The organism is Nocardia sp. CA-290969, assembly GCF_050936135.1.
In the GTDB taxonomy this organism is placed as follows: domain Bacteria; phylum Actinomycetota; class Actinomycetes; order Mycobacteriales; family Mycobacteriaceae; genus Nocardia.
In genome coordinates, this window is the sequence record NZ_JBNJNJ010000001.1 from 7,177,165 (window position 1) to 7,203,799 (window position 26,635).

Consider the following 26,635-nt stretch of genomic DNA (forward strand, 5'->3'; position numbering starts at 1 on the left):
CCTGATGGCACCGTCCTCATCTCGTCGCCCGTCCTGGCGGAGCGTGACCCCGGTGCTGGCTGTCGCGGCTTTCGGCCTCGTTGCCTGCACGAACAGCCAGGAATCCAGCGATGTGCCGGGAACGACTCCGCCGGTGTTCACCTCGAAGGCGGCTCCGTCCGGCGAGGGCGAGCACGGGCAGCACGGTGAGCACAGCGAAGAGCAGGACACCCCGGCCGGTTCCGGCACCGAGGTCGAGCTGAAGTCGCCGAACGGGCAGTCGCTCGGCACCGCCAATTTCACCGACGAGGGCAATCACCTGCGGGTCACGGTCGACGCCACCGGCCTCACCCCCGGTTTCCACGGCCTGCACATCCACCAGGAAGGCAAATGCGAAGCCAATTCCGCGCCGCCCGCCGGTGGCGCGCCCGGTGACTTCCTGTCCGCCGGTGGGCATCTGCAGCTCGGCGGCGCCACCGGGCATCCCGCCAGCGGCGACCTGACCTCGCTGCAGGTGCGCGAGGACGGGCACGGCTACCTGGTGACCACGACCGACAAGGTCACCATGGCCGATATCCAGGGCAAGGCGATCATCATCCACGCCGGCTCGGACAACTTCGCCAATATCCCGGACCGCTACACCCGTCCGGGTGGCACCGGCCCGGATGAGCAAACGATGAGCACCGGTGACGCGGGCGGCCGCGTCGGCTGCGGCGTCATCGGGTAGCTGTCGACCCGCGACGGAGGCGTGTATGGGTGGGGCACGGATCGACCCGGTACCTTTTCGTGGTTCACCCCGGCCGACCATCGGCATCGAATGGGAGATCGCGCTCGTCGACAAGACGAGCCGCGATCTGTCCAACACCGCTGCCGCCGTTTTCGACGCGGTCGGTGAACTCCGGGCCCACGACGGCACCCCGCAGGTCACCAAGGAGCTGCTGCGCAACACGGTGGAACTGGTCACCGGTGTACACGAAACCGTCGGGTCCGCGGTGCAGGATCTGTCCGGCACCATGGATACCGTGCGCCGGGCCGCCGACGAACTAGGGGTGGACCTGTTCTGCGCCGGTACGCATCCGTTCGCGCAGTGGTCGACGCAACAGCTCACGCGTTCGGAACATTACGACGAGCTCATCGAACGCACCCAGTGGTGGGGCCGGCAGATGCTCATCTGGGGTGTGCACGTGCACGTTGGAGTTTCGCACCGGGACAAGGTCTTTCCGATCCTGAACTCGCTGCTGCTGTCCTATCCGCATCTGCTGGCGCTGTCGGCGTCCTCACCGATGTGGTCGGGTTCGGATACCGGTTACGCGAGCAACCGCGCCCTCATGTTCCAGCAGTTGCCGACGGCGGGCCTGCCGTTCCAGTTCGAGAACTGGACCCAGTTCGAGCATTACGTGCACGACGAGATGAAAACCGGTGTGTTCGAACAACTCGGCGGGATGCACTGGGATATCCGGCCGGCTCCGAAATGGGGCACCATCGAGGTGCGGATCTGTGACGGTATCTCGAGCCGCGGCGAACTCGCGGCGCTGGCCGCGCTCATCCACAGCCTGATCGTGCATCTGGACGAGCAGGTGGAGCGTGGCGAGGACCTGCCGACCCTGCCGCCGTGGCATGTGCAGGAGAACAAATGGCGCGCCGCTCGCTACGGCTTGGACGCCATCGTGATCGTCGACTCCGACAACACCGAACGCCTGGTCACCGAGGATCTCGAGGATCTCCTGAACCGCCTCGAACCGACCGCCCGCCGCCTCGGCTGCGCCGACGAACTCGCCGCTGTGGCGGATATCCCACGGCGCGGCGCCAACTATCAACGCCAGCGCCAAACCGCCGCCGCGGCCCAGGGCGACCTGATAGCCGTCGTCGACGCCCTGGTCCGCGAATTACGCGATTAGCCACCAGCCCAATCCGGACGCCCGCCTACCCGGGTCCACCTCCTATTCAACAGGCCATAGGGATGCCGTTCACGTGCCGTTTACGATGAGCGGGTGCTAGTCGAAAACCCGAATATGGGAGCTGGAGCCGCGGCGCGCAAATCTGCGCCGCACCGGGGGATTCGGGTGCTCGCTGTTCTCGCGGTCCCCGTACTGCTGGTGGTGTTGCAGGGGGTGGCGCTGTGGCGGGGCTACGAAGGCCCGCTGGAGAGCCTGTTCCGCGATTACGCCGGTACGCCCAAGTCGATGACGGTGCCCTGGGCGGGGCTGGTGCTCGCGCTGGTGGGGATCGGTAACCGGCACCGGGTGATCGCGCTCGCGGCGGCGGTGGCGATCGACCTGGTGTACGCGGGTGTCCGGGTGGCGCTGGGCGGTGCGTTCACCGTCGGCAACGGGCCCGTGCTGGTCCTCACCGGTCTCGCGCTGCTGGCTTGGTGGCGCTGGACCGGGCGGCAGCGGCGGAACGCGTTGCACGCGGCGGCGCTGGGCGCGCTACTGATCCTGGCGACCAAGGTCGGCGATGTGTGGTTGCACATCACCGTCGACCTGCGCCCGCAAGTGCTGGACCAGTACGTGATGCTGGCCGACCACGCGCTCGGCGACCCGTCCTGGGTGATGGGGCGGGCTTTGGAGGTGCTGGGCCCGATTCCCGACGCCGTCCTGCACTGGGTGTACATCGAACTGCCCGCGGCGGCGATCGTGGTGGCGGTCTGGCAGTTGCGGGCCGTGGTGGGCGGCGGCCGCTGGCCGAACCACTACCTGGTGCGCACGTTCCTGGTGCTGGGCCTGGTGGGTCCGCTGGTGTACATCCTGTTTCCGGTGGTGGGGCCCATGTTCGTCTACGGCGTGGACGGCGGCGGATTCCAGGTGGGCAACTACTGGCCCGGGGTGGTGCCGCCGCTGGACCGCACCCCCGAAGCTCTGCTGTTCTCCGATCTCGCCCCGCGCAATTGCATGCCTTCGATGCATACCGCGTGGGCGCTGGCACTGTTCCTGCACACCCGCCGCAATGCCGACGGCACCCTGGCCCCCACCTGGTTGCGTTGGGGCGGAACCTTCTGGCTGCTGTGCACCCTGGCCGCGACCCTCGGTTTCGGCTATCACTACGGCGTCGACCTGGTCGCCGGCGCGGTGCTCTGCCTGACGGTCGAATCGGCCCTGCGCGAACCGGAACGCGGCTGGGGCTGGTTCCGCATCCGCCTGGTGGGCGGTGGTGCGCTGGTCCTGGTCACGCTGCTGCTCGGCTACCGCTATCTCGCGGTGCAGATGGCCGACTACCCGGTCGTGGCCGGCTCGGTCGTACTGGCGCTGCTGGCCGCCGTGGCCGCCGGTTTCCACGCGACCTGGTTCGCCCGCCGCCGCACCGGCGTCCCGCTGGCCGCCGACTCGGCAACAGCCGGCACGGACAGGTTCCTCACCGCCCAGCTGCCGCGGCCGGAGAGCTCGCCGACACCCACCAGCGAGCCTGTCGAGTCCCGCTGACCCGCGCCAGCGCGCCGAAAGCACAGCACCTTCGCGGACCGGTCTACCTTCCCACCTTCGCGATCCGGTGCCCGGCGCACTCGCTGCTAGTCGTCCAGTTTGTCGCCCAGTTCGTTCACGACCAGCAGATCCTCGCGGTGGCGTTGCTCCCGGTAGGCCGTGCGGCCGATCAGGTGGGCGATCACGGGGGCGGTGAGCAGTGTGAACAGGCCCACCAGGATCAGCATCCAGACATTCGGGTCGTCGTAGACCCGCAGGCAGGTGCCCGCCAGGACCAGGTTGAGCCCGATCACCTGAGGTTTGGTCGCGGCGTGCATTCGCAGCAGGGTGTCCGGGAAGCGGACGATCCCGACGGCCGCGGTGAGCGCCATCAGCGAGCCGATGATGATCAGCGTGCCCGAGGCGATGTTCAGGAACGTGCTCATCGGTCGTCCCGGACGCGGTAGCGGGTGACGGCCGCCGACCCCAGGAACCCGACCAGGGAGAGCGCGACGATCGCCGGCACCACGCTGGTGTCCCGGCTGTAGGCGGCCCATACCGCCAGGCCGCAGATCGCCATCGCGATGATCGAGTCGATCCCGACCACCCGGTCGAGGGTGTCCGGGCCGGCGAGGATCCGGTACGCGGTGATCAACGCGGCCGTACCGAGCAGGACCGCGGCCACCAGGGCTACGACGATCACGGCTGCACCTCCTGGGTGGGCAGTGGGGTGGCGCGGCGCTGGAACGCCTCGATCAACAGCGTCTCCACCCGGCGGATGGTGCGGTAGAAGCTGGCTACCGCCTTTTCGCTGCTCACGTCGATCACGTGCACATAGACCACGCACTGTTCCCGGTCGATTTCCAGGACCATGGTGCCGGGGATCAGGTTGAGCAGGTTGGTGCACAGCACCAGCACCAGGTCGGAGCGGAACGCGAACTGTACCCGCAGCACCCCGGATTCGGGCGCCGGGCCGGGACGCAGCGCGAACCAGGCGAGTTGCAGGCTCGATTCGATCGCGTAGTACGCGAAATAGGCCAGCAGTTTCAGCAGCGGCAGGATGCGCAGCTGTCCCTGTACGGGTATCCGGGGCAGGGGCAGGGTCACCATGATCACTGCGCCGACCGCCAGGCCCGCCAGGACGTTGGCGACGCTGATCTGCCCCCACAGCGCGACCCACACCAGCGCCAGCCAGAGCAGCACGCCGGTACGCAGGGCGTTGTCGCGGGTGATCGCGGTGCGGAGTTTCATTTCGTCCCTCCGCCGAGTACGGCTCCGATATAGATGCTGCGGTCCTGTAGTTCGGCCGCGGACCGGTCGGCGATGCCCAGGATCGGGCCCGCCCACACCGTGAGCGCCAGACCCACCGCGACCAGCGCCGCTGTCGGCAGCACCATCATCGTGGGCAGCCGGCCGGGATCGATGCGTTCGTCGTAGAGCATGTCGGTGTTGTCCTCGACCAGGGAGGGCAGCGTCGCGGCCACGAGGTGACCGTCCGGCGCCTGTTCGCGCGGCCGCCAGAACGCCTTGCTCCAGACCCGCGCCATCACATAGAGCGTCAGCAGGCTGGTGACCACCGAGCCGCCGACCAGGATCCAGGCCAGTGTGCTGCCGTCTTCGGCGCCGGCCTGCAACAGGGTGACCTTGCCGATGAACCCGGAGAACGGCGGGATACCCCCGAGGTTGAGAGCCGGGATCAGGAACAACCCGGCCAGCAGCGGGCTCGCCGCCGCCATCCCGCCGACCCGGCGCAGTGAGGTGGAACCGGCCTGCCGTTCTATCAGCCCGGCCACCAGGAACAACGCGGTTTGCACCAGGATGTGGTGCGCGATGTAGTAGACGGCGCCCGCCAGGCCCAGCATGCTCGCGATCCCGACACCGAACATCATGTAGCCGATATGGCTGACCAGCGTGAACGAGAGCAAACGGCGGATATCGTTCTGCGCGATCGCACCGAATATGCCGATCAGCATGGTGAGCAGCCCCGCGATCAGCAGCAGGTTGTCGAATCCGCCGTCGGGGAACAGCAGGGTCTGGGTGCGCAGGATGGCGTACACGCCGACCTTGGTGAGCAGGCCGGCGAAGACCGCGGTCACCGGTGCCGGTGCGGTGGGATAGGAGTCGGGCAGCCAGTTCGACAGCGGGAACACCGCCGCCTTGATACCGAACGCGACGAGCAGGACGCCGTAGACGGCCTGGCGGATCCCGTCGGGGACGGCGTCCATGCGCACGGCGAGCTGGGCGAAGTTGAGGGTCCCGGTGGCTCCGTAGACGACGGCGACGCCCATCAGGAAGATCATCGACGACACCATCGACACCATCACATACGAGACACCCGCCCGGATTCTTTCCGCGGTGGCGCCCAGGGTGAGCAGTACGAACGAGGCCACCAGCAGGATTTCGAAACCCACGAACAGGTTGAACAGATCACCGGCCAGGAACGCCATCGACACCCCGGCGTTGAGCACCAGGTAGGTGGGCCAGAAGATCGAGGTCGGCTGGCGGACCCGGCTGTCCCCGATGTTCTGCCCGGCGCCGTAGACGGCGACAGCGAGCAGCACGATCTGGGAGACCAGCAGCATGGCCGCCGAGAGCCGGTCCACCACGATGGTGATCCCGATCGGCGTCTCCCAGCCGCCGACCTGCACCGCGACCGTGCCGTCGCGGTCGGCCAGGTACAGCATCGCCGCGCACACCACGACCGCGGCGGTGAGCGCCACCATCACGACCACCCGCTGGAAGCGGGGCCGGCGTCCGGCGATGAGGGTCGCGGCGGCGGCCAGCAGCGGGATGAGTACCGGCAGCGGCGCGAGTGCGGGCAGGAGATTCTGCGGCAGGCTCATTCTTCGGGGTCCTCCCGCTCGCGCGCGGCGATCCCGACGTCCTCCGGGTCGTTCTCGACTTTTTCGCTGGTGGTCAGGATGTAGGAGCGGTAGGCCAGGGCGAGGACGAACGCCGAAACGCCCATGGTGATGACGATGGCGGTCAGCACCAGTGCCTGGGCGAGCGGGTCGGCCATGGTGTCGCGGACGGTATCGGCGGCGCCCTGGATCGGTGGCGCGCCGTCCGGCCCGCCCATGGTGAGGATCAGCAGGTTCACGGCATTACCGATCAGCAGAATGCCGAGCAGCATCTTCGTGACCGTGCGTTCGAGCAGCAGATAGACGCCGCAGGCCAGCAGGACGCCGACGAGGACCAGCAGGGTCAGGTTCGCGCTCATGATTGCACCAGCTCGTCGTCCAGGCGCGCCCCGAGGCTGCGCAGTACGTCCAGGACCAGGCCCACGACGATCAGGTACACGCCGAGATCGAAGAACAGCGAGGTCACCAATTTGATGTGGCCGAGCAGCGGAACCGTCGCCTCGACGATCACCGAGTACAGCGGTGGTGCACCCAGGAGCAGCGGTACGGTCGCCGTCCCCGCCGCCAGCACCAGCCCGGCGCCCAGTAGATGGCCGGCGTCGACGGGGAGGGCCTCACCGAGTTCGTACTGTCCGCCCGCCAGGTAGCGCAGGACCAATGCCAGGCCGGCGATGAGCCCGCCGGCGAAACCACCGCCGGGTGCGTTGTGGCCGGAGAAGAAGAAATACACCGACAGCACCATCATGGTGGGGAACACCAGGCGGGTGGTGATCTGCAGGACCATCGACCGTTCGCGGCGGTCCACCAGCCGGCCGGCGGGTAGCCAGCTCACCTTCCCGGGCCGGTAGTTCGGTGCGTCGGCGGCGCGGGGCGGTAGGCCGAACCGGCGGCTCCGGAAGACCAGCGAGGCCACGCCGGTGGCGGCCACCACCAGCACCGAGATCTCGCCGAGGGTGTCCCACGCGCGCATATCGACCAGCAGGACGTTGACCGCGTTCTTCCCGCCGCCGAATTCGTAGGCGGCCGCGGGGATCCGTTCCCAGATCGGCTCGGTACTGCGCGCCGCGGCGGCGAACGCGGCCAGTACCGGGACCGTGATCCCGACCGCGATGGCGATCGCGGCCCGGCCGAGCTGGAACCCGGTCTGCTGTTCCGGGCCGATTTCGGCGGGGAAGGCGCGCAGCACCAGCACGAAGATCACCAGGGTCAGGGTTTCCACCAGGAACTGGGTGAGCGCCAGGTCGGGGGCGCCGTGCAGGGCGAAGATCACGCCGCAGCCGTAGCCGGTGAGCCCGACCACCAGCACACTCGCCAGCCGGTTGCGCAGGACGGTGGCGCCCAGCGCCATCGCGATCATGATCGCGCCGATCACCATTTGCAGCGGGCGGTCCCACAGCCGCAGTTCGACCCCGGCGCGGGTGCCGAGGGCCAGCACCGTGGCGGGCAGGATCACCAGGGTGCCGAGGATGGCGGCCTGGTTCAGGGGCAGAGAACCGCGTTGCACCGAACCGGTCATTTTCAGCGATATCCGGTCCATGGCGCGCAGCGCGGCATCGTAGCCGCGGTCGGCGTTACCCAGCAGGGTCGTCGATTCGCCGAACATATCGCGCCGGACGAAGAACAGGGCACCGCCGGCGATGATGGTCACGGTGAACAGCAGCGGCAGGGTCAAGCCGTGCCAGAGCTGCAGGTGTGCGGTCAATTCACCGGGCAGTGTCTCCGCGTAGGGCGCCAGCAGCGGGTCGACCCAGGGGGCCGCGAGGCCCGCGGCCAGCGAACCCAGGGCCAGCACTGCGGGCGCGGCGACGAAGGCCGGTCCGGGCGTGTGCCAGTCCGGAACCCGGATACCGGGTTTGTCGGCGAAGGCACCCCAGATGAACCGCGCGCTGTAGGCGACGGTGAGCATGGAACCCAGCACGACACCGGCCAGCAGCAGCCATTTGCCGGTACCGCTCAGCGGTGGATCCGCCGCGAGTTCCGCGGCCAAGGCCGATTCTTTCGCCACGAAACCCCACAGCGGTGGGATACCGGCCATACTCAGCGCCGCCAGCGTGGAGATGCCCAGGAGAACGGGTGCGCGGCGCCCGAGACCGGACAGTTCGCCGATATCGCGAGTGCCCGCATTGTGGTCGACGATGCCGACCACCAGGAACAGGCAGGCCTTGAACAATGCGTGGGCGACGAGCAGTCCGATGCCGGCCAAGGCGGCGTCGGGGGTGCCGAGCCCGACCATGAGTACGAGAAAGCCCAGCTGGCTGACGGTGCCGAAAGCCAGGAGCAGTTTCAGGTCGGTGACCTGCATGGCGCGCAGACCGGCCAGCAACATGGACGCCAGGCCGAGCGTCAGGATCAGCGGCCGCCAGACCGGCTCGTCGGCGAAGGCCGGCGCCAGCCGGGCGATCAGGTAGACACCGGCCTTCACCATGGCCGCGGCGTGCAGGTACGCGCTGACCGGCGTGGGCGCGGCCATCGCGCCCGGGAGCCAGAAATGCAGCGGGACGATGGCCGATTTGCTCAGCGCGCCGACCAAGATCAGGACCAGCCCCACCTGCACCGCGATACCGCCCGGCGGTTCCGGGGCGGCAAGCAGGTCGGAGAGCAGGTAGGTGTCGTAGGCCTGCCCGAGCACCACGATGCCCACGAGCATGGCCAGCCCGCCCGCGCCGGTGACCAGCAGCGCCTGCAGCGCCGCCCGGCGCCCGGCCGCGCTGTCGGAGTTGTGCCCCACCAGCAGGAAGGACAGGACCGTGGTGATTTCCCAGAAGACGAACAGCAACAGCATGTTGTCACTGGTGACCAACCCGAACATGGCCCCGGCGAACGCGACCAGCCAGGCGGCGAAGGAGCCGAGTTTCGGTTCGTCGTCGTCGAAATAGCGGGCGCAGTAGGCGAGTACCAGCGCGCCGATGCCGAGGATCAGCGCGCTCATCACGGTGGCGAGCGGGTCGGAGCGCAGCTGCAGGGTGAGGTCGATGGTCGGGGCCCAGGCATAGCGCACCTGCTGGATATCGTTCCAGCCCGCGATCACCCAGCCGAGGGAGAGCAGCGGCACCAGTGCCAGCGGATAGAACGCGTTGCGGCCCAGTACTCGCACGGCTGCGGGCGCGGCAAGCGCGGCCAGGGCGTGTGCGAGCAGGATGGCGAGCAAGCGTTACCTCCGTCGGAATCCGGTGCGGCGGGGTATTGCGCGCTCATCATATGCGAGCACGATCTGGGACCATCGTACAGGTATACGGACCCCGGTCCGCATCCGGCTACCCTTTGGCAACAATCTGTGCAGGTCAGACATAACGGACAAGCCTCGCTCAGCCGTCCCCAGCAGTGGCAACGTCACCCGGCCGGCACCGCGTTCGCCCACCGATAACCAGCCACTCCGAACCGCCGGCTGCGGTGCCGACTCAGGGACACCGAATGGTCCCGGCTCACAGCCGTCCCCGAGGAGCCCACCTGCGGCGCCGAGTTCGGCGAGGCATTTCGAAGGACCCGTGGCCCGCAACCATGTGCCGCCGGAGGCGGCACCAAAAACTCACCGCTCGGAGTAGCGGCGGAGGGCTTCTACCTGGGCGGGGTCGAGGGAGGGGCGGACAGCGCGGCGGGCGGCGGCGATATCGTCGGCGGTGACATCGGCGGCCTGTACATCGCGGCGCATGGCCGAGAGCGCGGCCTCGCGGAGCAGGGCGGCGCAATCGGCGGCGGAAAAACCGTCCAGGTCGGCGGCCAGCCGGGTCAAATCGACCGATTCGGCCAGCGGCACCGAGCGCCCGGCCGTCCGCAGGATGGCTTCCCGGGCCTGTTCGTCCGGCGGCGGAACGAACACCAGCCGTTCCAGCCGGCCGGGCCGCAGCAGCGCGGGGTCGATGAGTTCCGGACGGTTCGTGGCACCGAGGACCACCACGTCCCGCAACGGCCGCACCCCGTCCAGCTCCGTCAGCAGCGCGGCGACCACCCGGTCGCCGACCCCGGAGTCGGAGCTCTGCCCACGTCGCGGCGCCAGCGCGTCCACCTCGTCCAGGAAGATCAGCGACGGCGCCGAATCGCGTGCCCGCTGGAACAGCTCCCGCACCGCACGCTCGGAGGAACCGACCCATTTGTCCATCAGTTCCGCGCCCTTGACCGCGTGCACACTCAGTTGCCCACTACCCGCCAGGGCGCGCACCAGGAACGTTTTCCCGCATCCCGGCGGGCCGTACAGCAGCACCCCGCGCGGCGGTTCGATACCCAGCCGGGCGAACGAATCGGGATGCCGCAGCGGCCACAGCACCGCCTCGGTGAGCGCCTGCTTGGTTTCGGCCATATCGCCCACCTCGTCGAGCCCGAGACTGCCGATGGCCAGTTCGTCGGTGCCCGACCGGGACAGCGGCCGGATCACCTCCAGTGCACCCAGCAGATCCTCGTGCTCCAGCCGGGGCTCGGCGCTTTCCCGGCTGGCCCGGGCCGCCGCCCGCAGGGCCGCCTCCCGGCACAACGCCGCGAGATCCGCGACCACGAAACCGGGCGCCCGCGCGGCGACCTCGTCGAGCCGCAGCTCGCCGGTGGGCACCTTGGCCAGCAGCTGTTCGAGCAGGGATTTGCGGATCGCCGCGGTGGGCAGGGCCAGCGCGAGTTCGCGATCGCACAGGTCCGGGGCCCGCAACCGGGAATCCACCGCCGCGGGATGCGCGGTGGTGGCCAGCAGCGCCACACACGGTTCGGCCACCGCGGCCCGCAACTGGTCCAGGATCAGTGTCGCCACCGGTTCGGCCGGTTCCGGCAACAAGGCATCGATATCGGTGATGAGCAGAACGCCGCCCTTACCCGACCCTGCCGCCGCGACCGCGGCCGCGACCTCCCGCAACCGGGCCCCGCTCTCGGCCGCCCCGACCGACGGGCCGTCCAACTCCACCACCCGCCGCGGCGCGGCCACCGCCCGCGCCAAGGTGGCCTTACCCACCCCGGCCGGGCCGGTGATCAGCACGCCGAGGTGCGGCGCGGCGCCCAGCACCTTCAGCAGCTCCGGCTCGTCCAGGGCCAGGCTCAACCACTCTTCGAGCTTGGCGGCCTGCTGCCGGGCACCGGCGAGTTCCTCCACCCGGACCTCGGTGGCGGGGGCACTGGTCACCGGCACCGGGCCGGGCAGATCGGTTTCGCAGACGGTATCGAGATGGCTCGGCACCATGGACTGCCCGGGCCCGCCCTGCCCGTTGACCCGCACCGCCGCCGCCTGGTTCCCGGTCACCGCCCCGGCCGTCCATTCGACCGCCGAATTCGGCTGCACACTCACCGGGACACCGGGCGGCTCGGTGGCGACCACGGTGAGCAGCTCGGAGGTCCAAGCGATCCCGAACGTCCGCGACAACGCCTGACTGGCCGCCGAGGACGGAATATCCGGACCCAGATCGCGGGGCAGCAGCGAAACGGTATCGCCGACGGTCACCACTTTGCCGAGCAACGCCTGCCGCAGGGTCGCGGCGGGAATGGTCTGGGTGGCGTGCCGCGACCCGCTCACCGAAATATGCCGCGCGCCCTGCACCCGGGCCGGCGCGACCACCACCGTGGCGTTCTCCCGCAGCCCGGCATTGGACAGCGTCACATCGTCGAGCAGAGCCGTACCCGCCGGGGTGCCGGCCGGAGCCCGCCCGGCGACGGCCGCGGTCCGCCGCGCACCGACCAGCATGATCCCGTCCCACTCGCGTAGCCCCAGCGCGGTCAGCACTTCCGGATGCAGCCGGATCACCCCGCGCCGGGCATCGGCGGCGGACGAATTGAGACGGACGGTCAATGCCAGTTCAGCCACAGTGTTTATTCTGCGCGCCTTCGGCGCGCGGGTTTTGGCCCCCCTGGGTCCCTGCGTGCCGGTTACCCGTTGACGACGATGCCGGACACTACGGCGACCTTCTGGTCGGCGAGTTTGCTGGAGTTGCAGACCAGTTTCGCGGTGCCGAGGGCGGCGTTGGGGTTGCCGACGAAGGCGCTCTCGGGATTCTCGGCCAGGATGTCGTGGACCAGTTTCTGCTGGTCGGGTTCGTCGAGCTGGGCGAACTGGGCGCAGGTGGTGTCGGAGGCCCGGCCGGAAACGGGGGTTTCCTCGGCGGCGGTGGTTTGCGCGGGGGCCTCGGCGGTTTCGGTGTTCTCGCTCGGCGCGGGGGTCTCGGTGGGGGCGCTCGCGGACTCGGTCGCCGGCGTGGACTGGCCGGTCGCGGTGTTCTTGCGGAGTCCGGAGGCTTCGGCCGGCTCGTCCTCTGCCGAACAACCCGACAGCACCAGCGCCGCGAAGGCGGTAGCGGCCACGACAACAGTTGAGATTCGCTTCATCACGCATTCCCCGGGTCAACCACGCCGGAGCCTCCGGCGCGCTGTATATATTGCGCCGCCTCCGGCGGCGCGGGGTTCGGGGCCCCCTTGGTCTCGTTCTTCACTCGCCGCTCTGTGTTCGACTGCGCCGCCTCCGGCGTCGCCGGTTCGGGGCCCCCGAAGTCTCGTTCTTCACTCCGACGCTCCTCCGCTTCGCTCCCCCGCTCTGGCGCTCCAGAACGAGACGGGCCCCGAACCACGGAGGTGGACGATGTGCGGGTAGGTGGATTCGCGGTGTCGGTGTGCCGTCGCGCGGCGCAGGCGGGTGTGGAACCGAGGGGACCAGAACCGTTCAGGTCAGCGGCCAACAGGATGTGGCTGCTGTGGCGGAACGGGTCGGGGAATCAGACGCGGTGTTTGCGCACCATATCGAGTTCGGTGGGGGTGAGCAGACGTTCCAGTCGTTCGTCGACGCGATCGTCGCCGGTGGTGTCATCCGGGTCGAGGGCGGGTAGCTGGGGTAGCCCCTCGGAGTTCTGGCGGCGCAATAGCGAGCGAAGGTTCACGGCCCATCACCTTACCGTAGCTGAGTGTTTGCTGGCGTCGTGTCTTGCTTGCGGTGGCGTATACGGAACCGGCTTGTCTACCCTTTCGATTCTGCTTCCGGATCGGCGATATCGATACGCGGGCCGGGAAAACGTGACCGAGCCGAAGCCAATCGCTACCCTTCCCGATACTTGGAGTTTCATCTACCTGGAGGCCATGGTGCCGAAGAACTTGGAAGCCAGCATCGATATCGACGCCGCGCCGGAGCGCGTATGGGAGGTGCTCGCCGACCCGCGCCGGATGCCGGAATTCAGCCCGCAATGTGTGCGGATGATCCCGATCGGCAAGCCGAAGGCGGGCGTGCTCACCGTCAACCTGAACCGGGACGGCTGGAAGTTCTGGCCCACCACCTCCCGCATCCTGCGCTACGAGAAGAACAGCGCATTGGCGTTCCGGGTGAGCCAGAACCGCACCGTGTGGACCTACACCCTCGAACCGGCCGGGAACGGTACCCGGCTGATCGAGCGCCGGGACGTCCCCAACGGCACCACCTGGATCTCGAGCACGCTGGTGAACGCGCTGCTCGGCGGTGAGGAGGCTTTCGAGGAAAACCTGGTGCGCGGGATGAACGAATCCCTCGCCGAGATCAAGAAAGCGGTTGAGGCGGGCTGAACTCCGGCAGCTTCACCACCTGGGCGGCGTAGGACAGGCCGGCGCCGAAGGCGATGAGCAACGCGGTATCGCCCGGTTTCGACTGCCCGGTGCGCAACAGGGTCTCCATCGCCAGCGGAATCGAGGCTGCCGAAGTGTTGCCGGCTTCCTCGATATCGTTGGCCAGCGCGCAATTCTCGGGCAGTTTGAGCACCCGCGCCATGATCTCGATGATCCGGCCGTTCGCCTGGTGCGGGATCATGGCGTCCAGGTCGTCCATCGCCAGTCCGGCCCGGTCGACCGCGTCGCGGCAGACCTTCTCCAGCGAATGCGCCGCCCAGCGGAACACCGCCGTGCCCTCCATCGCCAGATAGGGGCGTACGGCGTCGAGCCCCTTCTCCTCGATTTCGGTGAAGAATTCGATCCAGTCCTTGTCCTGCCGGATCGCCTGGTGCTGGGTGCCGTCGGAACCCCAGACGGTCGGGCCGATACCGGGTTCGTCGGCCGGGCCCACCACCACGGCGCCCGCGCCGTCGGCGAACAGGAACGCGGTCCCGCGGTCGGCCGGGTTGATCGTGTCGGTGAGTTTTTCCACCCCGATCACCAGCACCCGCGACGAGGTGCCCGCGCGTACCAGATCCGAGGCCATCGCCAGGCCGTGACAGAAACCTGCGCAGCCGGCGGAGATATCGAACGCCGCCGCGCCGCCCGCACCCAGTTCGGTGGCGATCCGCGGCGCGGCCGCGGGGGTCAGCAGCAGGTGGGTGGAGGTGGCCACGATCACGCAGTCGATCTGGTCGGCGGCGACCTTGGCCGATTTCAGCGCGCCCCGCGCGGCCGCCACACTCATGGAGTGGATGGTCTCGGAATCATCGGCGAACCGGCGCGTGCGGATACCCGACCGGGTCCGGATCCACTCGTCGCTGGAATCGATCGGCCCGGCCACCTCGTCGTTGGTGACGACGCGCGCCGGACGATAGACACCCAGTCCCAGGATTGCGGTGAACTGCGCCCCGGTCGTCTGGGCGAGCTGAGTAGCCATGCTGCTTCTCCTATGTACCTGCGACTGCGTTGCCGCGGGGTGGACCCGATTCGGTGTGGATTCCTCGCCCGGCGTCGGTGGCTGACGTCTGCCGGGCAATCCGAAGACATGAGGCACCCTCATATTAGCTCGATGTTCGCGTGACGGCAGCTCGTATTCGATTTTCGCCGGAGTGGTTATCCGGACGAAGCCCGGGTATCGCCCGGATGGGCGTAGCGCCGCCGTCCGCTCAGGTCATCCGCGGGCGACCGGGGCTTCGCCGCGGACGTTCGCCACCGCGAGCGTGCAACCGGAAGAAAAGCGAGGGACAACCATGCTCGGTCTCGGCATCATCGGCTGGATCATCATCGGCGGAATCGCCGGCTGGATTGCCAGCAAGATCATGAAAACCGATGCGCAACAGGGGATCCTGCTCAATATCGTGGTCGGTATCGTCGGCGGTCTGCTCGGCGGCTTCCTGCTCTCCGTCTTCGGCGTCGATGTCGAATCGGGCGGTTGGTGGTTCAGCTTCTTCACCTGCCTGCTGGGCGCCGTCATCCTGTTGTTCCTGGTGAGGTTGGTCGTCAGGAGGTGATCCCGCGAGCGACACCCGGCACGAATACACCGGCTCGGCGTAAGGTGTGAACGCTTGCGCCGACGGGTTCACCGGGTCGGCGCGGGCGTCCGACCGTACCGTCGGTCCGAACGGACCGAGTCGAGTGTGAAAGAGGAATAAGTGGCACGCCGTCCCATCCCGCCCGGTACCCCGCAACGGACCGGGCCGGGCCACCTGGCCGATCTGGTGCGCAATACGGTCCCGCCGATGCATCCGGCAGGATTGCCCTTCGTGGCCGCACCGCTGGCCGTGGCTCTGCTGGGCCGGCGGCGCCGCTGGCTGCGCCGGGCCGGGCTGGCGGCAGCCGCGGCGAGCGCCACCTTCTTCCGGCACCCGCACCGGGTGCCGCCGAACCGGCCCGGCGTGGTGGTGGCCGCGGCGGACGGTGAGGTCGCGCTCGTCGATACCGCCGCACCGCCCGCCGAGCTCGGGCTCGGTGATCAGCCGCTGCCCCGGGTGAGCATCTTCCTGTCCGTCCTGGACGTACATGTCCAGCGCACGCCGGTCTCCGGTGTGGTGCGCGATGTGCGCTACCGGCGGGGCAGCTTCAAATCCGCCGATCTGCCCGAGGCGAGCGCGGTCAACGAGCGCAACAGCATGGTCATCGATACCGAATCCGGGGAGCAGGTGGTGGTCGTCCAGATCGCCGGGCTGCTGGCGCGGCGGATCGTCTGCGACGCCGCCGCCGGGGACCGGGTCACCATCGGCGACACCTACGGCCTGATCCGGTTCGGTTCCCGGGTCGATACGTATTTCCCGGCCGGCACCGAACTGCTGGTGAACATCGGGCAGCGGACGATCGGAGGGGAGACGGTGCTGGCGGTTCTGCCGTCGGCAGGATCGTGATGGAGCAGGTCATCGAAGGCAGGCGGCGCCGATCCATCCGGCTGCTGCCCAGTATCGTCACGATCCTCGCGCTGTGCTCGGGGTTGTCCGCGGTGAAGTTCGGCCTGGAAGGTGAACTGGAGATCGCGCTGGCCATGATCGGCGCGGCCGCGGTGCTCGATACGCTGGACGGCCGGCTGGCCCGGCTGCTCTCGGCCACCACCAAGATCGGCGCGGAACTGGATTCGCTCTCCGACGCCATCTCGTTCGGGGTGGCGCCGGCGCTGGTGCTCTACGTGGTGCTGTTCGACGGGGAGAGCCGCAGCGCCGGCTGGATCATCGCGCTGCTGTTCGCGGTGAGCGTCGTGCTCCGGCTGGCGCGTTTCAACACCCTGATGGACGACGACACCCGGCCCGATTGGGCGCGGGAGTACTTCGTGGGCGTACCGGCGCCGGCGGGCGCGCTCATCGCGATGGCCCCCATTGCGCTCTTCGTGCAGTTCGGTGACGGCTGGTGGACCAGTTTCCCGCTCGTGGCGGCCTGGACCGTTTTCGCCGCCGCCCTGTGTGTGAGCACCATCCCCACCCTGGCGATGAAATCGGTCTCGGTGGCGCCGCAGGCGGCCGCGGGGCTTCTCGTGCTGGTCGCCTTGGCCGGCGCCGCGCTGATCACCTATCCGATCGTGCTGCTGCTGGTGCTGATCGTGCTGTATCTGGGGCATATCCCGTTCGCCTGGTATTCGCAGCGCTGGGTGGCGGCCCGCCCCGAGACCTGGCAGTACAAACCCGCGGAACGCCGCGCGCAGCGCCGGGCGGACCGGCGGCTGCCGGTGCTGCGCCGCCCGGATATCCGCCGGCCGGCCTTGCGTGGGGATTCGCGGCTGCGGCTGCGGCGTCCGGGTGGGCGGAACTGACGAGGCATTGCGTCAACTTTCGGTTGACGATTCTCATGCGTCAACTTATAGTTGACGCATGACTTCTCCTGTACGTTTGGACGACCTCATCGAGGTCATCAAAAAAGCCCGCCCCGACAACGCCTTGGAACAACTCTCCGACGCGGTGGTCGCCGCCGGTCATCTCGGCGACGTGGCCGACCACCTGATCGGCCATTTCGTCGACCAAGCCCGCCGCTCCGGCGCCTCCTGGACCGAGATCGGCGCCAGTATGGGCGTCAGCAAGCAGGCGGCCCAGAAGCGATTCGTGCCCAAGGGGCCCGGCGACCCGGCCGCCGAAATGGACCCCAACGCCGGATTCGCCAAATTCACCGACCGCGCCCGCGCCATGGTGGTGGCGGCGCAGGAAGCGGCCCATGCCGGCGGCAGTGCGCAGATCGCCCTGCCGCATCTGGTGCTGGGCCTGCTCAGCGAATCCGACAGTCTCGCGGTGCGGCTGATCGCCGACCTGGGGTTCTCGCCGGACGCTATCGCCACCGCCGCGATCGCCGCCGCCGGTGCCGAACCCGGTGCGGCGATCGCGCCCGCGGATCTCAAGGCCGCCACCGCGGCGGGCAAGATGAGCGGACTCGTCCCCTTCGACGCCGATTCCAAGAAGGCGCTGGAGTTGACCTTCCGGGAAGCGCTGCGCCTGGGTCACAACTACATCGGCACCGAACACGTGCTGCTGGCGATCCTGGAACAGGAGAACGGGTCGGGGATCCTGTCCGATGCCGGCCTGCGCAAGGACGCGTTCGAAACGCGACTGGTCGAGGTGCTCCAGCAGATCGTGGCCGGAAAACAGTAGCGCCGCCCGCCCCGCGCCGGTCTTCGGTGCTCCCGGCGCGGGCGGTTGTCCCGGTAATCTATAGCAATGGCGGATGAAACGGACCCCGATCTCGTCGCCGGGGAGCACCGGGACGATCTGCTGCGTGCGCTGACCTACGTCTCCACGGAATCTCTGTCCGATGGCAGTTACGTGGTCAACGGTGATCTGCCGCCGGAGGTCGCGCCGCCGTTCATCCGCGCGATCATGCGGGTCGAAGCGGAGTTGCTCCTGCACGATGCCGAATTCGTCACCGTCGACGAAGGCGAACCGCGCACGCCGGAGGAGCGCCGCGCCGATGCCTTCCTGGCCCTCGCTCTCCGGGTCACCGACAGTCTCTGAGTGGGCCGACCTTGCACTCGCCATCGGCGAGTGCTAAAAATGGCTTTGGCACTCCCGATCGGAGAGTGCTAGGTCGGGACGGTGAGATCGGGTACACGACACCCCTGGTCGTCCGTCGCGGGCACCGAGCCTGGCCAAGCGTAGCTAAGGGTGACCCGACAAGGCGGTCATCCTGTGTGTCAGCCTCATTACTTGGAGGATCTCACCGCAATGGCCAAGACAATTGCGTACGACGAAGAGGCCCGTCGCGGCCTCGAGCGGGGCCTGAACAGCCTCGCCGACGCGGTCAAGGTGACGCTGGGGCCGAAGGGCCGCAACGTCGTCCTGGAGAAGAAGTGGGGCGCCCCCACGATCACCAACGATGGTGTGTCCATCGCCAAGGAGATCGAGCTGGAGGACCCGTACGAGAAGATCGGCGCCGAGCTGGTCAAGGAAGTCGCCAAGAAGACCGACGATGTCGCGGGCGACGGCACCACCACCGCCACCGTGCTCGCCCAGGCGCTGGTGCGCGAGGGTCTGCGCAACGTCGCGGCCGGTGCGAACCCGCTGGGCCTGAAGCGCGGTATCGAGAAGGCCGTCGAGGCCGTCACCGCCAAGCTGCTCGACACCGCCAAGGAAGTCGAGACCAAGGAGCAGATCGCCGCCACCGCCGGTATCTCCGCGGGCGACCCGTCCATCGGTGAACTGATCGCCGAGGCCATGGACAAGGTCGGCAAAGAAGGCGTCATCACCGTCGAAGAGGCGCAGACCTTCGGTCTGTCGCTGGAGCTCACCGAGGGTATGCGCTTCGACAAGGGCTACATCTCGGGCTACTTCGTCACCGATCCCGAGCGTCAGGAAGCGGTCCTCGAGGATCCGTACATCCTGCTGGTCGGCTCGAAGGTCTCCACCGTCAAGGACCTGCTGCCGCTGCTGGAGAAGGTCATCCAGGCCGGTAAGCCGCTGCTGATCATCGCCGAGGACGTCGAGGGCGAGGCTCTGTCGACCCTGGTCGTGAACAAGATCCGTGGCACCTTCAAGTCCGTCGCCGTCAAGGCTCCGGGCTTCGGTGACCGCCGCAAGGCCCAGCTCGCCGATATCGCCATCCTCACCGGTGGCGAGGTCATCAGCGAAGAGGTCGGCCTCTCCCTGGAGACCGCCGGCGTCGAGCTGCTCGGCCAGGCCCGCAAGGTCGTCGTCACCAAGGACGAGACCACCATCGTGGAAGGCTCCGGCGACGCCGAGGCCATCCAGGGCCGGGTCGCGCAGATCCGCACCGAGATCGAGAACTCGGATTCCGACTACGACCGCGAGAAGCTGCAGGAGCGCCTGGCCAAGCTGGCCGGCGGTGTTGCGGTGATCAAGGCCGGCGCCGCGACCGAGGTCGAGCTCAAGGAGCGCAAGCACCGCATCGAAGATGCCGTGCGCAACGCCAAGGCCGCCGTCGAAGAGGGCATCGTCGCCGGTGGTGGCGTGGCCCTGCTGCAGTCGGCCCCGGCTCTGGACGATCTGAAGCTCGAGGGTGACGAGGCGACCGGCGCGAACATCGTCCGCGTGGCGCTGTCGGCTCCGCTGAAGCAGATCGCCTTCAACGCCGGCCTCGAGCCCGGCGTGGTGGCGGAGAAGGTTTCCAACCTGCCCGCCGGCCAGGGCCTCAACGCCCAGACCAACGAGTACGAGGACCTGCTCGCCGCCGGTGTCGCCGACCCGGTCAAGGTCACCCGCTCGGCCCTGCAGAACGCGGCCTCCATCGCGGCTCTGTTCCTCACCACCGAGGCCGTTGTCGCCGACAAGCCGGAGAAGGCGGCCGCCGCGCCGGCCGACCCGACCGGCGGCATGGGCGGCATGGACTTCTGAGTCCCGCCACCCGGCAACCCGTTCGAACCGTGGGCCGGTCCACCGTCAGGTGGACCGGCCTTCGGCCTTTTTGCGGCTGTGCCGTGGAGGCGGCAGAGGTATCCTGGACGTCTATTGCTGATACAGGAGATATCCCGAGAGGTGAGTGACCATGGGATCTTCGAAGACGCCGATCGAGATCGATGACGAAGCGCTGGCTATCGCTGCGGAGGTGCTGGGTACCAAGACCAAGAAGGACACCGTCAATGCCGCCTTGCGCGAGGTCGGCCAACGGTTGGTCCGCATGCGCGCCCTTGCGCGCCTGGGTGAGATGGCCGACCGGGGTGACTTCGACGAATTTCTCGACAACAAGGCGGCCTACCGCCGGTGACTCCCGCCATCTACCTCATCGATACATCCGGGCTGTTCCGGATTCTCCAAGAGCCCTACCGGAAGGCGTGGGCCGATCAACTGGCCGCCGGAGTGATCGCCACCTGCCCGATCGTGGAACTCGAGTTCCTGTACTCGGCCCGTTCACTCGCCGACCGGCTCGAGAAGCAGCGATTACTGCACGATCTGTTCGGTTGGACCCCGATGCCGGACCGGGCCTACGAGCGTGCCGAAGAGGTCCAGCAGCTGATGACCGAGCAGGGAACTCATCGCTCCGCCGGCCCGGTCGACCTGCTCATTGCAGCGACCGCCGAACACAGCCGGCTCACGATCTTGTGTGACGACAACGATTTCGCGACCGTCGCCCGGATCACCGGGCAGCAGGTGGCCTTCGTAACCGGAACTTCCGGCTGAGCACCGCGGCGGTAGCCGAGGGTCTCGGCGCCGGCTCTCCTGCGGCCCGCCGGTGGCGGAGGCGTTCGGAATGCGGCCATCTGAGCCCTCCCTTGTCGTACGACCTCGGATACGGTGCCGGGCAACTCGAATCAGGCCTTGCGGTAGCTCTTCATCTTTTCCACGGGGTACCCGGCCATCGTCACCACCACCAGGCCGTACCCGGCCAGTCCGATGAGAAGAGGTGTGTGCAGCTGCCGCTCCGGATCGGCCGGTATGTAGGCCAGGATTCCTATCGGTGGAAGGCAGAGCACGGCCGCGGTGCTCGACCAGCGGAACGACCGCGCCGGTGTCGGGAAGCGTCCGGTGCGGAGCTCTTTCACGCGAGGGGGATATCTGGTGGTAGCTGTAGGGCGACCGTGATGAGGGAGTGGATGCGCGCGCTGATCAGGGTGAGGAGGCCGTGGACTTCGGTGGGGGCGGTTTCGGCGGCGGCGTGCAGGAGTTTCAGGTCGTCGTCGAGGCGGGCCAGGGCGTCGTCGATATCGCCGGAGCCGGCGGTGAGGGCGGTGGTGATCTCCTCGAGAGAGAGGCCTTGCGCCTCCAGTTGCCGGATCAGGTGGACGCGGGCGATATCCGTGGCGTCGTAGAGGCGGTAGCCGCCCGCGGTGCGTTCGGCGGGTGCCAGCAGGCCCAGACCGGTGTAGTAGTCGACTGTTCGCGGGCTGACCTGGGCCTGCGCCGCGAACTCGCCGATCCGGAGTAGGGACGTCATCGGTCACCTCCCTTCCTGCCAACCATACAGTGCTGCGTGCTAGTGTCGGAAACATGCCCGCATCCGGCACGAGCTCATGAAACGCGCATCGCGCAAATATCGACAACCCGGGCCGCCCCGTGCGGAGCGGCCTCCCCGGAGCCGTCGGGCGGTGACGTCGTGACGAGTGTGCTCGGCATCCTGCTCGGTGTCGCCGTTGTCCTGCTGATCACCGCGTTGACCGGCTACTTCGTGGCCCAGGAATTCGCGTATATGGCCGTGGATCGTTCCCGGCTGAAAGCCCGCGCCGGCGACGGTGACAAGGCCGCCGGCCGCGCACTGCGGGTTACTCGCCGGACGTCGTTCATGCTGTCCGGTGCTCAACTGGGAATCACCGTCACGGGGCTGCTGGTCGGCTATGTCGCCGAACCGCTGATCGGGCGCGGTCTCGGCGAACTGCTCGGCGGGATCGGTATTCCCACCGCAGTCGGGGTCGGTGTCGGCGCGGTGCTGGCGATCGCGTTCTCCACGCTGGTGCAGATGCTGTTCGGGGAGTTGGTGCCCAAGAACCTCGCCATCGCCCGGCCCGAACCGGTGGCCCGCGGGCTGGCGGCCTCGACCACGGTTTACCTGAAAGTTTTCGGGTGGCTGATCCGTCTGTTCGACCAGTCGTCGAATCTGCTGCTGCGCGCCCTGCGTATCGAGCCGGTGCACGATGTCGAACACTCCGCCACCCCGCGCGACCTCGAACATATCGTCGCCGCCTCGCGTGAGGCCGGTGAGTTGCCGCCCGAATTGTCCACTCTGCTCGATCGCATCCTGGACTTCCCGACCAGCACCGCCGAGCACGCCATGATCCCGCGCGGCCGGGTCGACACCGTCCATATCGACGATCCCCTCGTCGATATACGCGCCCGGATGCGCACCGGTCATACGCGTTACCCGGTCGTCGGCACGTCCAGCGACGACCTGCGCGGGGTGATCCATCTGCACGATCTCCTCGGCGCGGAGGCCACCGGCACCGCGGCAGGCCGGCTTCGTCCTGCCGTTCTCGTACCCGAAACGCTGCCGCTTCCGGAGGTCGTGACCCGCCTCGGCGCGCAGGGCGAGGAAATGGCCCTCGTCGTCGACGAATACGGTGGATTCGCCGGGATCGTCACCGTCGAAGATATCGCCGAAGAACTCGTCGGCGAGATCGCCGACGAACACGACCCCGGCGCCGCCGCCGATATCGTCGCCGAAGGCGACGGCTGGCTGCTCGCCGGCGATGTGCATTTGGACGAGGTCGAACGCCTGCTGGACCGGCAATTGCCCGCCGGTGACTACGAAACCATCGCGGGGCTGGTCATTTCCGCCTACAACGGGTTGCCCGAGGTCGGTGAGCGGGTCGATATCCCGCTGCCGCAGATCGGCATCGATCGGCCGGAGCCGCGAACCAGTTTGATCGCGCACGTCCGGGCCGTCGAAAAACATGTTCCCGCCTCGGTATTCATTACCGTGTGCGCCGAACCGGAGGATAGCGGCGATGAGTAACCCTTGGGTCGTCGTGGCGGTCACCGTCGCCTTGATCGCCGCCAGTGCGTTCTTCGTCGCGGTCGAGTTCGCGCTCATCGCCGCCCGCCGCCACCGTCTGGAAGATGCCGCCCCCGACAGCCGGGCCGCCCGGGCGGCGCTGCGCAGTGCCTCGGAACTTTCGGTGTTGCTGGCCGGCTCGCAGCTCGGCATCACCGTCTGCACTCTCGCTTTGGGCGCGACCACCAAACCCGCTGTGCATCACTGGCTCACGCCGCTCTTCGAGGACTTCGGCGCTCCTGCGTGGGCCGCCGACGTCGCCGGATTCGTGCTCGCCCTCATCATCGTGACGTTCCTGCACCTGGTCGTCGGTGAGATGGCGCCCAAATCCTGGGCGATCGCCCACCCGGAGAAATCGGCCACGATCCTGGCCATCCCGATGCGCGCCTTCATGTGGTTGACCAGGCCGCTGCTGACCACGCTGAACCAGGCCGCCAACTGGTGCCTGGTCAAGGTGGGTGTCACCCCGGTCGACGAAGTGGAGGCCGGTCAGGATCCCGCCGCGCTCCGCCATCTCGTCGAACATTCCGCCACCGCCGGCACCCTGGACGAGCGCTATCACGGCAACCTCACCAGTGCGCTGGAACTGGAGCAGCTCACTGTCGGCGATATCGTGCGACCGGACACCACGCCCAGCTCCGTAGCCCCGGACGCCGGGCCCGGCATCGTCCAAGACACCTCTCGCCGGAGCGGTCACCTGCGGTTACTGGTCCGTGACGGCGCCCGGATCGAGGGATTTCTGCACGTCCGCGACAGTCTTCAAGCGCGACCGGGAGCCACCGCCCGCCAGCTCATGCGCCCGGTGCTGACGTTGTCCGCCGCACTTCCCGTCTACGAGGCGCTGCGCACCATGCGGGAAACCCGCAGCCACCTTGCCACCGTCACCAGCCCGGGCACCGGCGAGCTGATCGGTCTCATCACCATCACCGATGTCCTGCAGCGGCTACTGCCCGTGACGCCGGATAGATGAGGCGCCTGTCCGGTCGCGGGCGGGGAGAGTAACGGGCACCGCCGCCGATACTGCGACGTTCTGGCTTCGGTACTCGGAGGGGCCGGGCGGGGTGGAGACCCGGGTAACAGCGGCTGCGGGTGGGGTGTAGTTAGGCTCGGAACCGATCTGTAGCGGGGACGAGGGAAGGCGAGCGCGGTGGCCAAGGTGTTTTCGCATATCGATGAGTCGTTGCGGGAGTTCATCGGGAAGCAGGCGATGTTCTTCGTCGCGACCGCACCGTCCGACGGGGGACGGGTGAACTTGTCGCCCAAGGGTTACCGCGACACCTTCGCCGTGCTCGACGAGCACACCGTGGCGTACCTCGATCTGTTCGGCAGCGGGGTGGAGACCATCGCGCATTTGCGGGACAACGGGCGGATCACCATCATGTTCTGCTCGTTCACCCGGAACTCGCGAATTCTGCGCTTGTTCGGCACCGGCCGAATCGTCCGGCCCGACGAGGCCGAGTTCGAGAATCTCCGGCAGCATTTCGGGAGCGATCATCCGGGCGTCCGGATGGCCATCGTGGTCACGGTGGACCGGATCGCGGACTCGTGTGGGTACTCGGTGCCCTACTACGACCTGGTCGGTGAACGCCCGGTGCTCGACGCCCATCACGCCCGGCAGCCGCCCGAGAAGTACGCCGGGCGGATCTCCGGCGACAACGGGCACAGCATCGACGGCCTGCCCGCGCTGGAGCCCGGGCATCCGCTGCCGCCGGTGGCCGGGCAGTAGCCGCTGCTCAGTGTTGTATTCAGGCCGCCGGCCCGGCCGGGATCGACGTGGCCGACGGCCCGGCTGAAACCACGGCCGCGCTTCAGAATCCGGAAACCGCCGATACCCGGAACGGCGTGGTGGGTTCGCCCTGCCCGAGCGGGCCACCTTTGTCGAATTGTGAGGCGACGACCAGGGTTGTCTCCGGTCCATGGACCAGGGTGGTCGGGGTGGCGAGGGTGTCGTCGTGGTGGCGGCCGGTGCGGGTCGCGGTGGTGCCGTCTGGCGACAACGTCCAGCGGGTGAGGGTGTTCTCGGTGTTATGGGCGACGCGGAGAGTGCCGGCGTGGAGGTCCAGGCCGTCGCCGAGAGTGAGGTCGCCGCCGTCGAGGGTTACCTTGCTGGCAGTGGTGGTGGCGAGGTCGATCCGGTAGAGGTCGCCGCCGGTGGAGTCGACTGTAAGCAGGTAGGAGCCGGTGGGGTCGGCGACGATGCCGTTGAGGGTGTAGGCGCCCGGGTCGTGGGGCTCCAGGGACGGGTTCAGGTCCGAGAATTCGGTGAGTTCGCCGGGGGCGCCGGTGCTGATGGCGCGGGTCAGGGCGTCGGGGGTGACTCGATAGACGACCGCGCGGCGGCTGTCGGTGAGATAGGCCGTGCCGTCGGGGGTGAGGGCGATGTCGTTGAGGAATCGGTCTGCCGGGCCCGCTGCGTCGAAGCGGGCCAGCAGGGTGCGTGAGGTGAGGTCGTAGACGGTGACGCCGGTGGTGGAGTCGATCACCCAGAGCCGGCCGTCGGGGTCTACGCGTAACCCGTTGGCCGTCCGGCGGCCGTCGGTGCCCGCGGGCAGGAAGACCTCGGCGCGCGGGGTGCCGGGGGTAGCTCGGTAGATGGTGCCGTCGGCGAAGGAACCGACATAGATATCGCCGGTCCGCTCGTCCAGGGCGATGCCTTCCGGGTAGACCCGGTTCCCCGGAAGTTCGAATGCCGTCTGGACTCGGGGCGGTGAGGCAGCCGGAGCTGTATCACCGCACCCGGTGAGGGTGAGGCCCGCTGAAGCTGCCAGTAATGCGATCGACCAGCGGAAACTCGGTGAATTGAACATGGGTCTTCAGGCCTTCCCGGGGCGCTCGGTAGCGGATGAATCGTAGTGTGTGCACGAAGATAGATTAGAGTTCTAATATCAGTCAAGGGTCTAATCTTGAAAAGGCTGGATACCATGCCTGCATGACCTCCATGCCCGCCGGCGAACGCATCGGTTCGTACGTGAAACGCGCGGAACAAGCCCGCACCGCGGCCAAACTCGCCGTGCTGAAACCGGCGGGGGTCACCGAGGCGCAGTACGCGGCGCTGCTGTTCCTCACCGAGAACCCGGGGATATCGGCCGCGGCGCTGGCGCGGCTGTGCGGGGTGACCCCGCCCACCATGAACACCGTGCTCACCAACCTCGTCGACCGGGGTCTGATCGAACGCACCCCGCACCCGTGGCATCGGAACGTGCTGGAAACCCGGCTCACCGAGAAAGGTGAATCGGTGATGCACGAGGCCGATGAGCGCGCGATCGCGGTGGAGCGGTCCGTCGGCGACGGGTTCACCGATTCCGAACGAGAAACACTGTTCCGGCTGCTCACTCGCTGCGCCGAGCTGTTCGACACCGCGCGGGCGGAAATCCCGGCCCGCTTCCACACCGCAGCAGACGCCCCGGACGAGCCGCGGCGGAAGTAGCGACCGTCGCCACCACA

At 68.2% G+C, this 26,635-nt stretch carries 29 protein-coding genes; 16 read left to right on the forward strand and 13 right to left on the reverse strand.

Annotation, left to right across the window (positions count from 1 at the left end; genetic code table 11):
- The first annotated feature begins 4 nt into the window (after positions 1 to 4).
- The 3 genes from sodC to ACQEVO_RS32935 all read left to right on the forward strand — a co-directional run bounded on the left by sodC (position 5) and on the right by ACQEVO_RS32935 (position 3,398).
- Positions 5 to 706, forward strand: coding sequence for a superoxide dismutase[Cu-Zn] (gene sodC, locus ACQEVO_RS32925; RefSeq protein WP_432920610.1), 702 nt, complete (start codon positions 5 to 7; stop codon positions 704 to 706).
- A 25-nt stretch (positions 707 to 731) separates the two neighbouring features.
- A complete protein-coding gene (locus tag ACQEVO_RS32930; RefSeq protein ID WP_432920613.1) occupies positions 732 to 1,877 on the forward strand; it encodes a glutamate--cysteine ligase in 1,146 nt (381 codons plus the stop codon).
- A gap of 114 nt (positions 1,878 to 1,991) precedes the next feature.
- Positions 1,992 to 3,398 carry a DUF5933 domain-containing protein gene (locus ACQEVO_RS32935; RefSeq protein WP_432923257.1) on the forward strand — a complete coding sequence of 469 codons (1,407 nt, stop codon included), beginning with the start codon at positions 1,992 to 1,994 and terminating at the stop codon, positions 3,396 to 3,398.
- 86 nt (positions 3,399 to 3,484) lie between these two features.
- Here ACQEVO_RS32935 and mnhG read toward each other — a convergent pair whose 3' ends face one another.
- The 9 genes from mnhG to ACQEVO_RS32980 all read right to left on the reverse strand — a co-directional run bounded on the left by mnhG (position 3,485) and on the right by ACQEVO_RS32980 (position 13,074).
- Positions 3,485 to 3,823 carry a monovalent cation/H(+) antiporter subunit G gene (gene mnhG, locus ACQEVO_RS32940; protein ID WP_432920615.1) on the reverse strand — a complete coding sequence of 113 codons (339 nt, stop codon included), beginning with the start codon at positions 3,821 to 3,823 and terminating at the stop codon, positions 3,485 to 3,487.
- Entirely contained in the window at positions 3,820 to 4,080 is a 261-nt protein-coding gene (locus ACQEVO_RS32945) for a monovalent cation/H+ antiporter complex subunit F (protein WP_280400745.1), read from the reverse strand. The genes mnhG and ACQEVO_RS32945 overlap by 4 nt, the downstream gene beginning before the upstream one ends.
- Positions 4,077 to 4,628, reverse strand: coding sequence for a Na+/H+ antiporter subunit E (locus ACQEVO_RS32950; protein WP_432920619.1), 552 nt, complete (start codon positions 4,626 to 4,628; stop codon positions 4,077 to 4,079). The genes ACQEVO_RS32945 and ACQEVO_RS32950 overlap by 4 nt, the downstream gene beginning before the upstream one ends.
- Positions 4,625 to 6,220 carry a Na+/H+ antiporter subunit D gene (locus tag ACQEVO_RS32955; RefSeq protein WP_432920622.1) on the reverse strand — a complete coding sequence of 532 codons (1,596 nt, stop codon included), beginning with the start codon at positions 6,218 to 6,220 and terminating at the stop codon, positions 4,625 to 4,627. The genes ACQEVO_RS32950 and ACQEVO_RS32955 overlap by 4 nt, the downstream gene beginning before the upstream one ends.
- Positions 6,217 to 6,597 carry a Na(+)/H(+) antiporter subunit C gene (locus ACQEVO_RS32960; protein WP_432920625.1) on the reverse strand — a complete coding sequence of 127 codons (381 nt, stop codon included), beginning with the start codon at positions 6,595 to 6,597 and terminating at the stop codon, positions 6,217 to 6,219. The genes ACQEVO_RS32955 and ACQEVO_RS32960 overlap by 4 nt, the downstream gene beginning before the upstream one ends.
- A complete protein-coding gene (locus ACQEVO_RS32965) occupies positions 6,594 to 9,386 on the reverse strand; it encodes a Na+/H+ antiporter subunit A (RefSeq protein ID WP_432920628.1) in 2,793 nt (930 codons plus the stop codon). Before ACQEVO_RS32965 ends, ACQEVO_RS32960 begins: the two co-directional genes overlap by 4 nt.
- Before the next feature lie 378 nt (positions 9,387 to 9,764).
- Positions 9,765 to 12,011 (reverse strand): AAA family ATPase, encoded by a 2,247-nt coding sequence (locus tag ACQEVO_RS32970; protein WP_432920631.1) that lies wholly within the window; start codon positions 12,009 to 12,011, stop codon positions 9,765 to 9,767.
- Positions 12,012 to 12,073: 62 nt separating this feature from the next.
- Positions 12,074 to 12,529: a hypothetical protein gene (locus ACQEVO_RS32975; RefSeq protein WP_432920634.1), complete on the reverse strand. Its 456-nt coding sequence runs from the start codon at positions 12,527 to 12,529 to the stop codon at positions 12,074 to 12,076.
- Positions 12,530 to 12,912: 383 nt separating this feature from the next.
- A complete protein-coding gene (locus ACQEVO_RS32980) occupies positions 12,913 to 13,074 on the reverse strand; it encodes a hypothetical protein (protein ID WP_432920637.1) in 162 nt (53 codons plus the stop codon).
- Positions 13,075 to 13,273: 199 nt separating this feature from the next.
- On the opposite strand from ACQEVO_RS32980, the gene ACQEVO_RS32985 reads away from it, so the two are divergent.
- Positions 13,274 to 13,726 carry an SRPBCC family protein gene (locus tag ACQEVO_RS32985; protein WP_432923260.1) on the forward strand — a complete coding sequence of 151 codons (453 nt, stop codon included), beginning with the start codon at positions 13,274 to 13,276 and terminating at the stop codon, positions 13,724 to 13,726.
- On the opposite strand, the gene ACQEVO_RS32990 is transcribed toward ACQEVO_RS32985, so the two are convergent.
- Positions 13,701 to 14,747 (reverse strand): beta-ketoacyl-ACP synthase III, encoded by a 1,047-nt coding sequence (locus tag ACQEVO_RS32990; RefSeq protein WP_432920640.1) that lies wholly within the window; start codon positions 14,745 to 14,747, stop codon positions 13,701 to 13,703. The two genes, ACQEVO_RS32985 and ACQEVO_RS32990, sit on opposite strands and share 26 nt — an antisense overlap.
- Positions 14,748 to 15,060: 313 nt before the next feature.
- On the opposite strand from ACQEVO_RS32990, the gene ACQEVO_RS32995 reads away from it, so the two are divergent.
- From ACQEVO_RS32995 to ACQEVO_RS33030, 8 genes are all read left to right on the forward strand, one after another.
- On the forward strand, positions 15,061 to 15,321 hold the full coding sequence (locus tag ACQEVO_RS32995; protein WP_432920643.1) for a GlsB/YeaQ/YmgE family stress response membrane protein: 261 nt from the start codon (positions 15,061 to 15,063) through the stop codon (positions 15,319 to 15,321).
- 141 nt (positions 15,322 to 15,462) lie between these two features.
- Positions 15,463 to 16,188, forward strand: a complete 726-nt coding sequence (locus ACQEVO_RS33000; RefSeq protein WP_432920646.1) for a phosphatidylserine decarboxylase — start codon at positions 15,463 to 15,465, stop codon at positions 16,186 to 16,188.
- Positions 16,188 to 17,081 carry a CDP-alcohol phosphatidyltransferase family protein gene (locus ACQEVO_RS33005; protein WP_432920649.1) on the forward strand — a complete coding sequence of 298 codons (894 nt, stop codon included), beginning with the start codon at positions 16,188 to 16,190 and terminating at the stop codon, positions 17,079 to 17,081. Before ACQEVO_RS33000 ends, ACQEVO_RS33005 begins: the two co-directional genes overlap by 1 nt.
- 58 nt (positions 17,082 to 17,139) lie before the next feature.
- Positions 17,140 to 17,907 carry a Clp protease N-terminal domain-containing protein gene (locus tag ACQEVO_RS33010; protein WP_432920652.1) on the forward strand — a complete coding sequence of 256 codons (768 nt, stop codon included), beginning with the start codon at positions 17,140 to 17,142 and terminating at the stop codon, positions 17,905 to 17,907.
- Positions 17,908 to 17,973: 66 nt separating this feature from the next.
- Positions 17,974 to 18,267 carry a hypothetical protein gene (locus ACQEVO_RS33015; RefSeq protein WP_432920655.1) on the forward strand — a complete coding sequence of 98 codons (294 nt, stop codon included), beginning with the start codon at positions 17,974 to 17,976 and terminating at the stop codon, positions 18,265 to 18,267.
- A gap of 210 nt (positions 18,268 to 18,477) precedes the next feature.
- Complete coding sequence (groL, locus tag ACQEVO_RS33020; RefSeq protein WP_432923263.1) at positions 18,478 to 20,103, forward strand: chaperonin GroEL; 1,626 nt, start codon at positions 18,478 to 18,480, stop codon at positions 20,101 to 20,103.
- Positions 20,104 to 20,254: 151 nt separating this feature from the next.
- Positions 20,255 to 20,473 (forward strand): type II toxin-antitoxin system VapB family antitoxin, encoded by a 219-nt coding sequence (locus tag ACQEVO_RS33025; RefSeq protein WP_432920658.1) that lies wholly within the window; start codon positions 20,255 to 20,257, stop codon positions 20,471 to 20,473.
- Positions 20,470 to 20,886, forward strand: a complete 417-nt coding sequence (locus ACQEVO_RS33030) for a PIN domain nuclease (protein WP_432920661.1) — start codon at positions 20,470 to 20,472, stop codon at positions 20,884 to 20,886. The genes ACQEVO_RS33025 and ACQEVO_RS33030 overlap by 4 nt, the downstream gene beginning before the upstream one ends.
- Positions 20,887 to 21,017: 131 nt before the next feature.
- Here ACQEVO_RS33030 and ACQEVO_RS33035 read toward each other — a convergent pair whose 3' ends face one another.
- Together ACQEVO_RS33035 and ACQEVO_RS33040 are read right to left on the reverse strand one after the other, a co-directional pair.
- Positions 21,018 to 21,248, reverse strand: coding sequence for a hypothetical protein (locus ACQEVO_RS33035; RefSeq protein ID WP_432920664.1), 231 nt, complete (start codon positions 21,246 to 21,248; stop codon positions 21,018 to 21,020).
- On the reverse strand, positions 21,245 to 21,640 hold the full coding sequence (locus ACQEVO_RS33040) for a MerR family transcriptional regulator (RefSeq protein ID WP_432920667.1): 396 nt from the start codon (positions 21,638 to 21,640) through the stop codon (positions 21,245 to 21,247). Before ACQEVO_RS33040 ends, ACQEVO_RS33035 begins: the two co-directional genes overlap by 4 nt.
- A gap of 159 nt (positions 21,641 to 21,799) precedes the next feature.
- Between ACQEVO_RS33040 and ACQEVO_RS33045 the strand changes: the two genes are divergently transcribed.
- The 3 genes from ACQEVO_RS33045 to ACQEVO_RS33055 all read left to right on the forward strand — a co-directional run bounded on the left by ACQEVO_RS33045 (position 21,800) and on the right by ACQEVO_RS33055 (position 24,917).
- The gene (locus ACQEVO_RS33045; RefSeq protein WP_432920670.1) at positions 21,800 to 23,152 is read left to right on the forward strand and encodes a hemolysin family protein; all 1,353 of its coding nucleotides are present in this window, start codon (positions 21,800 to 21,802) and stop codon (positions 23,150 to 23,152) included.
- Positions 23,145 to 24,161, forward strand: coding sequence for a CNNM domain-containing protein (locus tag ACQEVO_RS33050; RefSeq protein WP_432920673.1), 1,017 nt, complete (start codon positions 23,145 to 23,147; stop codon positions 24,159 to 24,161). Before ACQEVO_RS33045 ends, ACQEVO_RS33050 begins: the two co-directional genes overlap by 8 nt.
- A 177-nt stretch (positions 24,162 to 24,338) precedes the next feature.
- Positions 24,339 to 24,917 (forward strand): pyridoxamine 5'-phosphate oxidase family protein, encoded by a 579-nt coding sequence (locus tag ACQEVO_RS33055; RefSeq protein ID WP_432920676.1) that lies wholly within the window; start codon positions 24,339 to 24,341, stop codon positions 24,915 to 24,917.
- An 82-nt stretch (positions 24,918 to 24,999) separates the two neighbouring features.
- Here the strand turns inward: ACQEVO_RS33055 and ACQEVO_RS33060 are convergent, their stop codons facing one another.
- Positions 25,000 to 25,998 (reverse strand): SMP-30/gluconolactonase/LRE family protein, encoded by a 999-nt coding sequence (locus ACQEVO_RS33060; protein ID WP_432920679.1) that lies wholly within the window; start codon positions 25,996 to 25,998, stop codon positions 25,000 to 25,002.
- A gap of 122 nt (positions 25,999 to 26,120) precedes the next feature.
- Between ACQEVO_RS33060 and ACQEVO_RS33065 the strand changes: the two genes are divergently transcribed.
- Positions 26,121 to 26,618, forward strand: coding sequence for a MarR family winged helix-turn-helix transcriptional regulator (locus ACQEVO_RS33065; protein ID WP_432920682.1), 498 nt, complete (start codon positions 26,121 to 26,123; stop codon positions 26,616 to 26,618).
- The last annotated feature ends 17 nt before the right edge of the window (positions 26,619 to 26,635 follow it).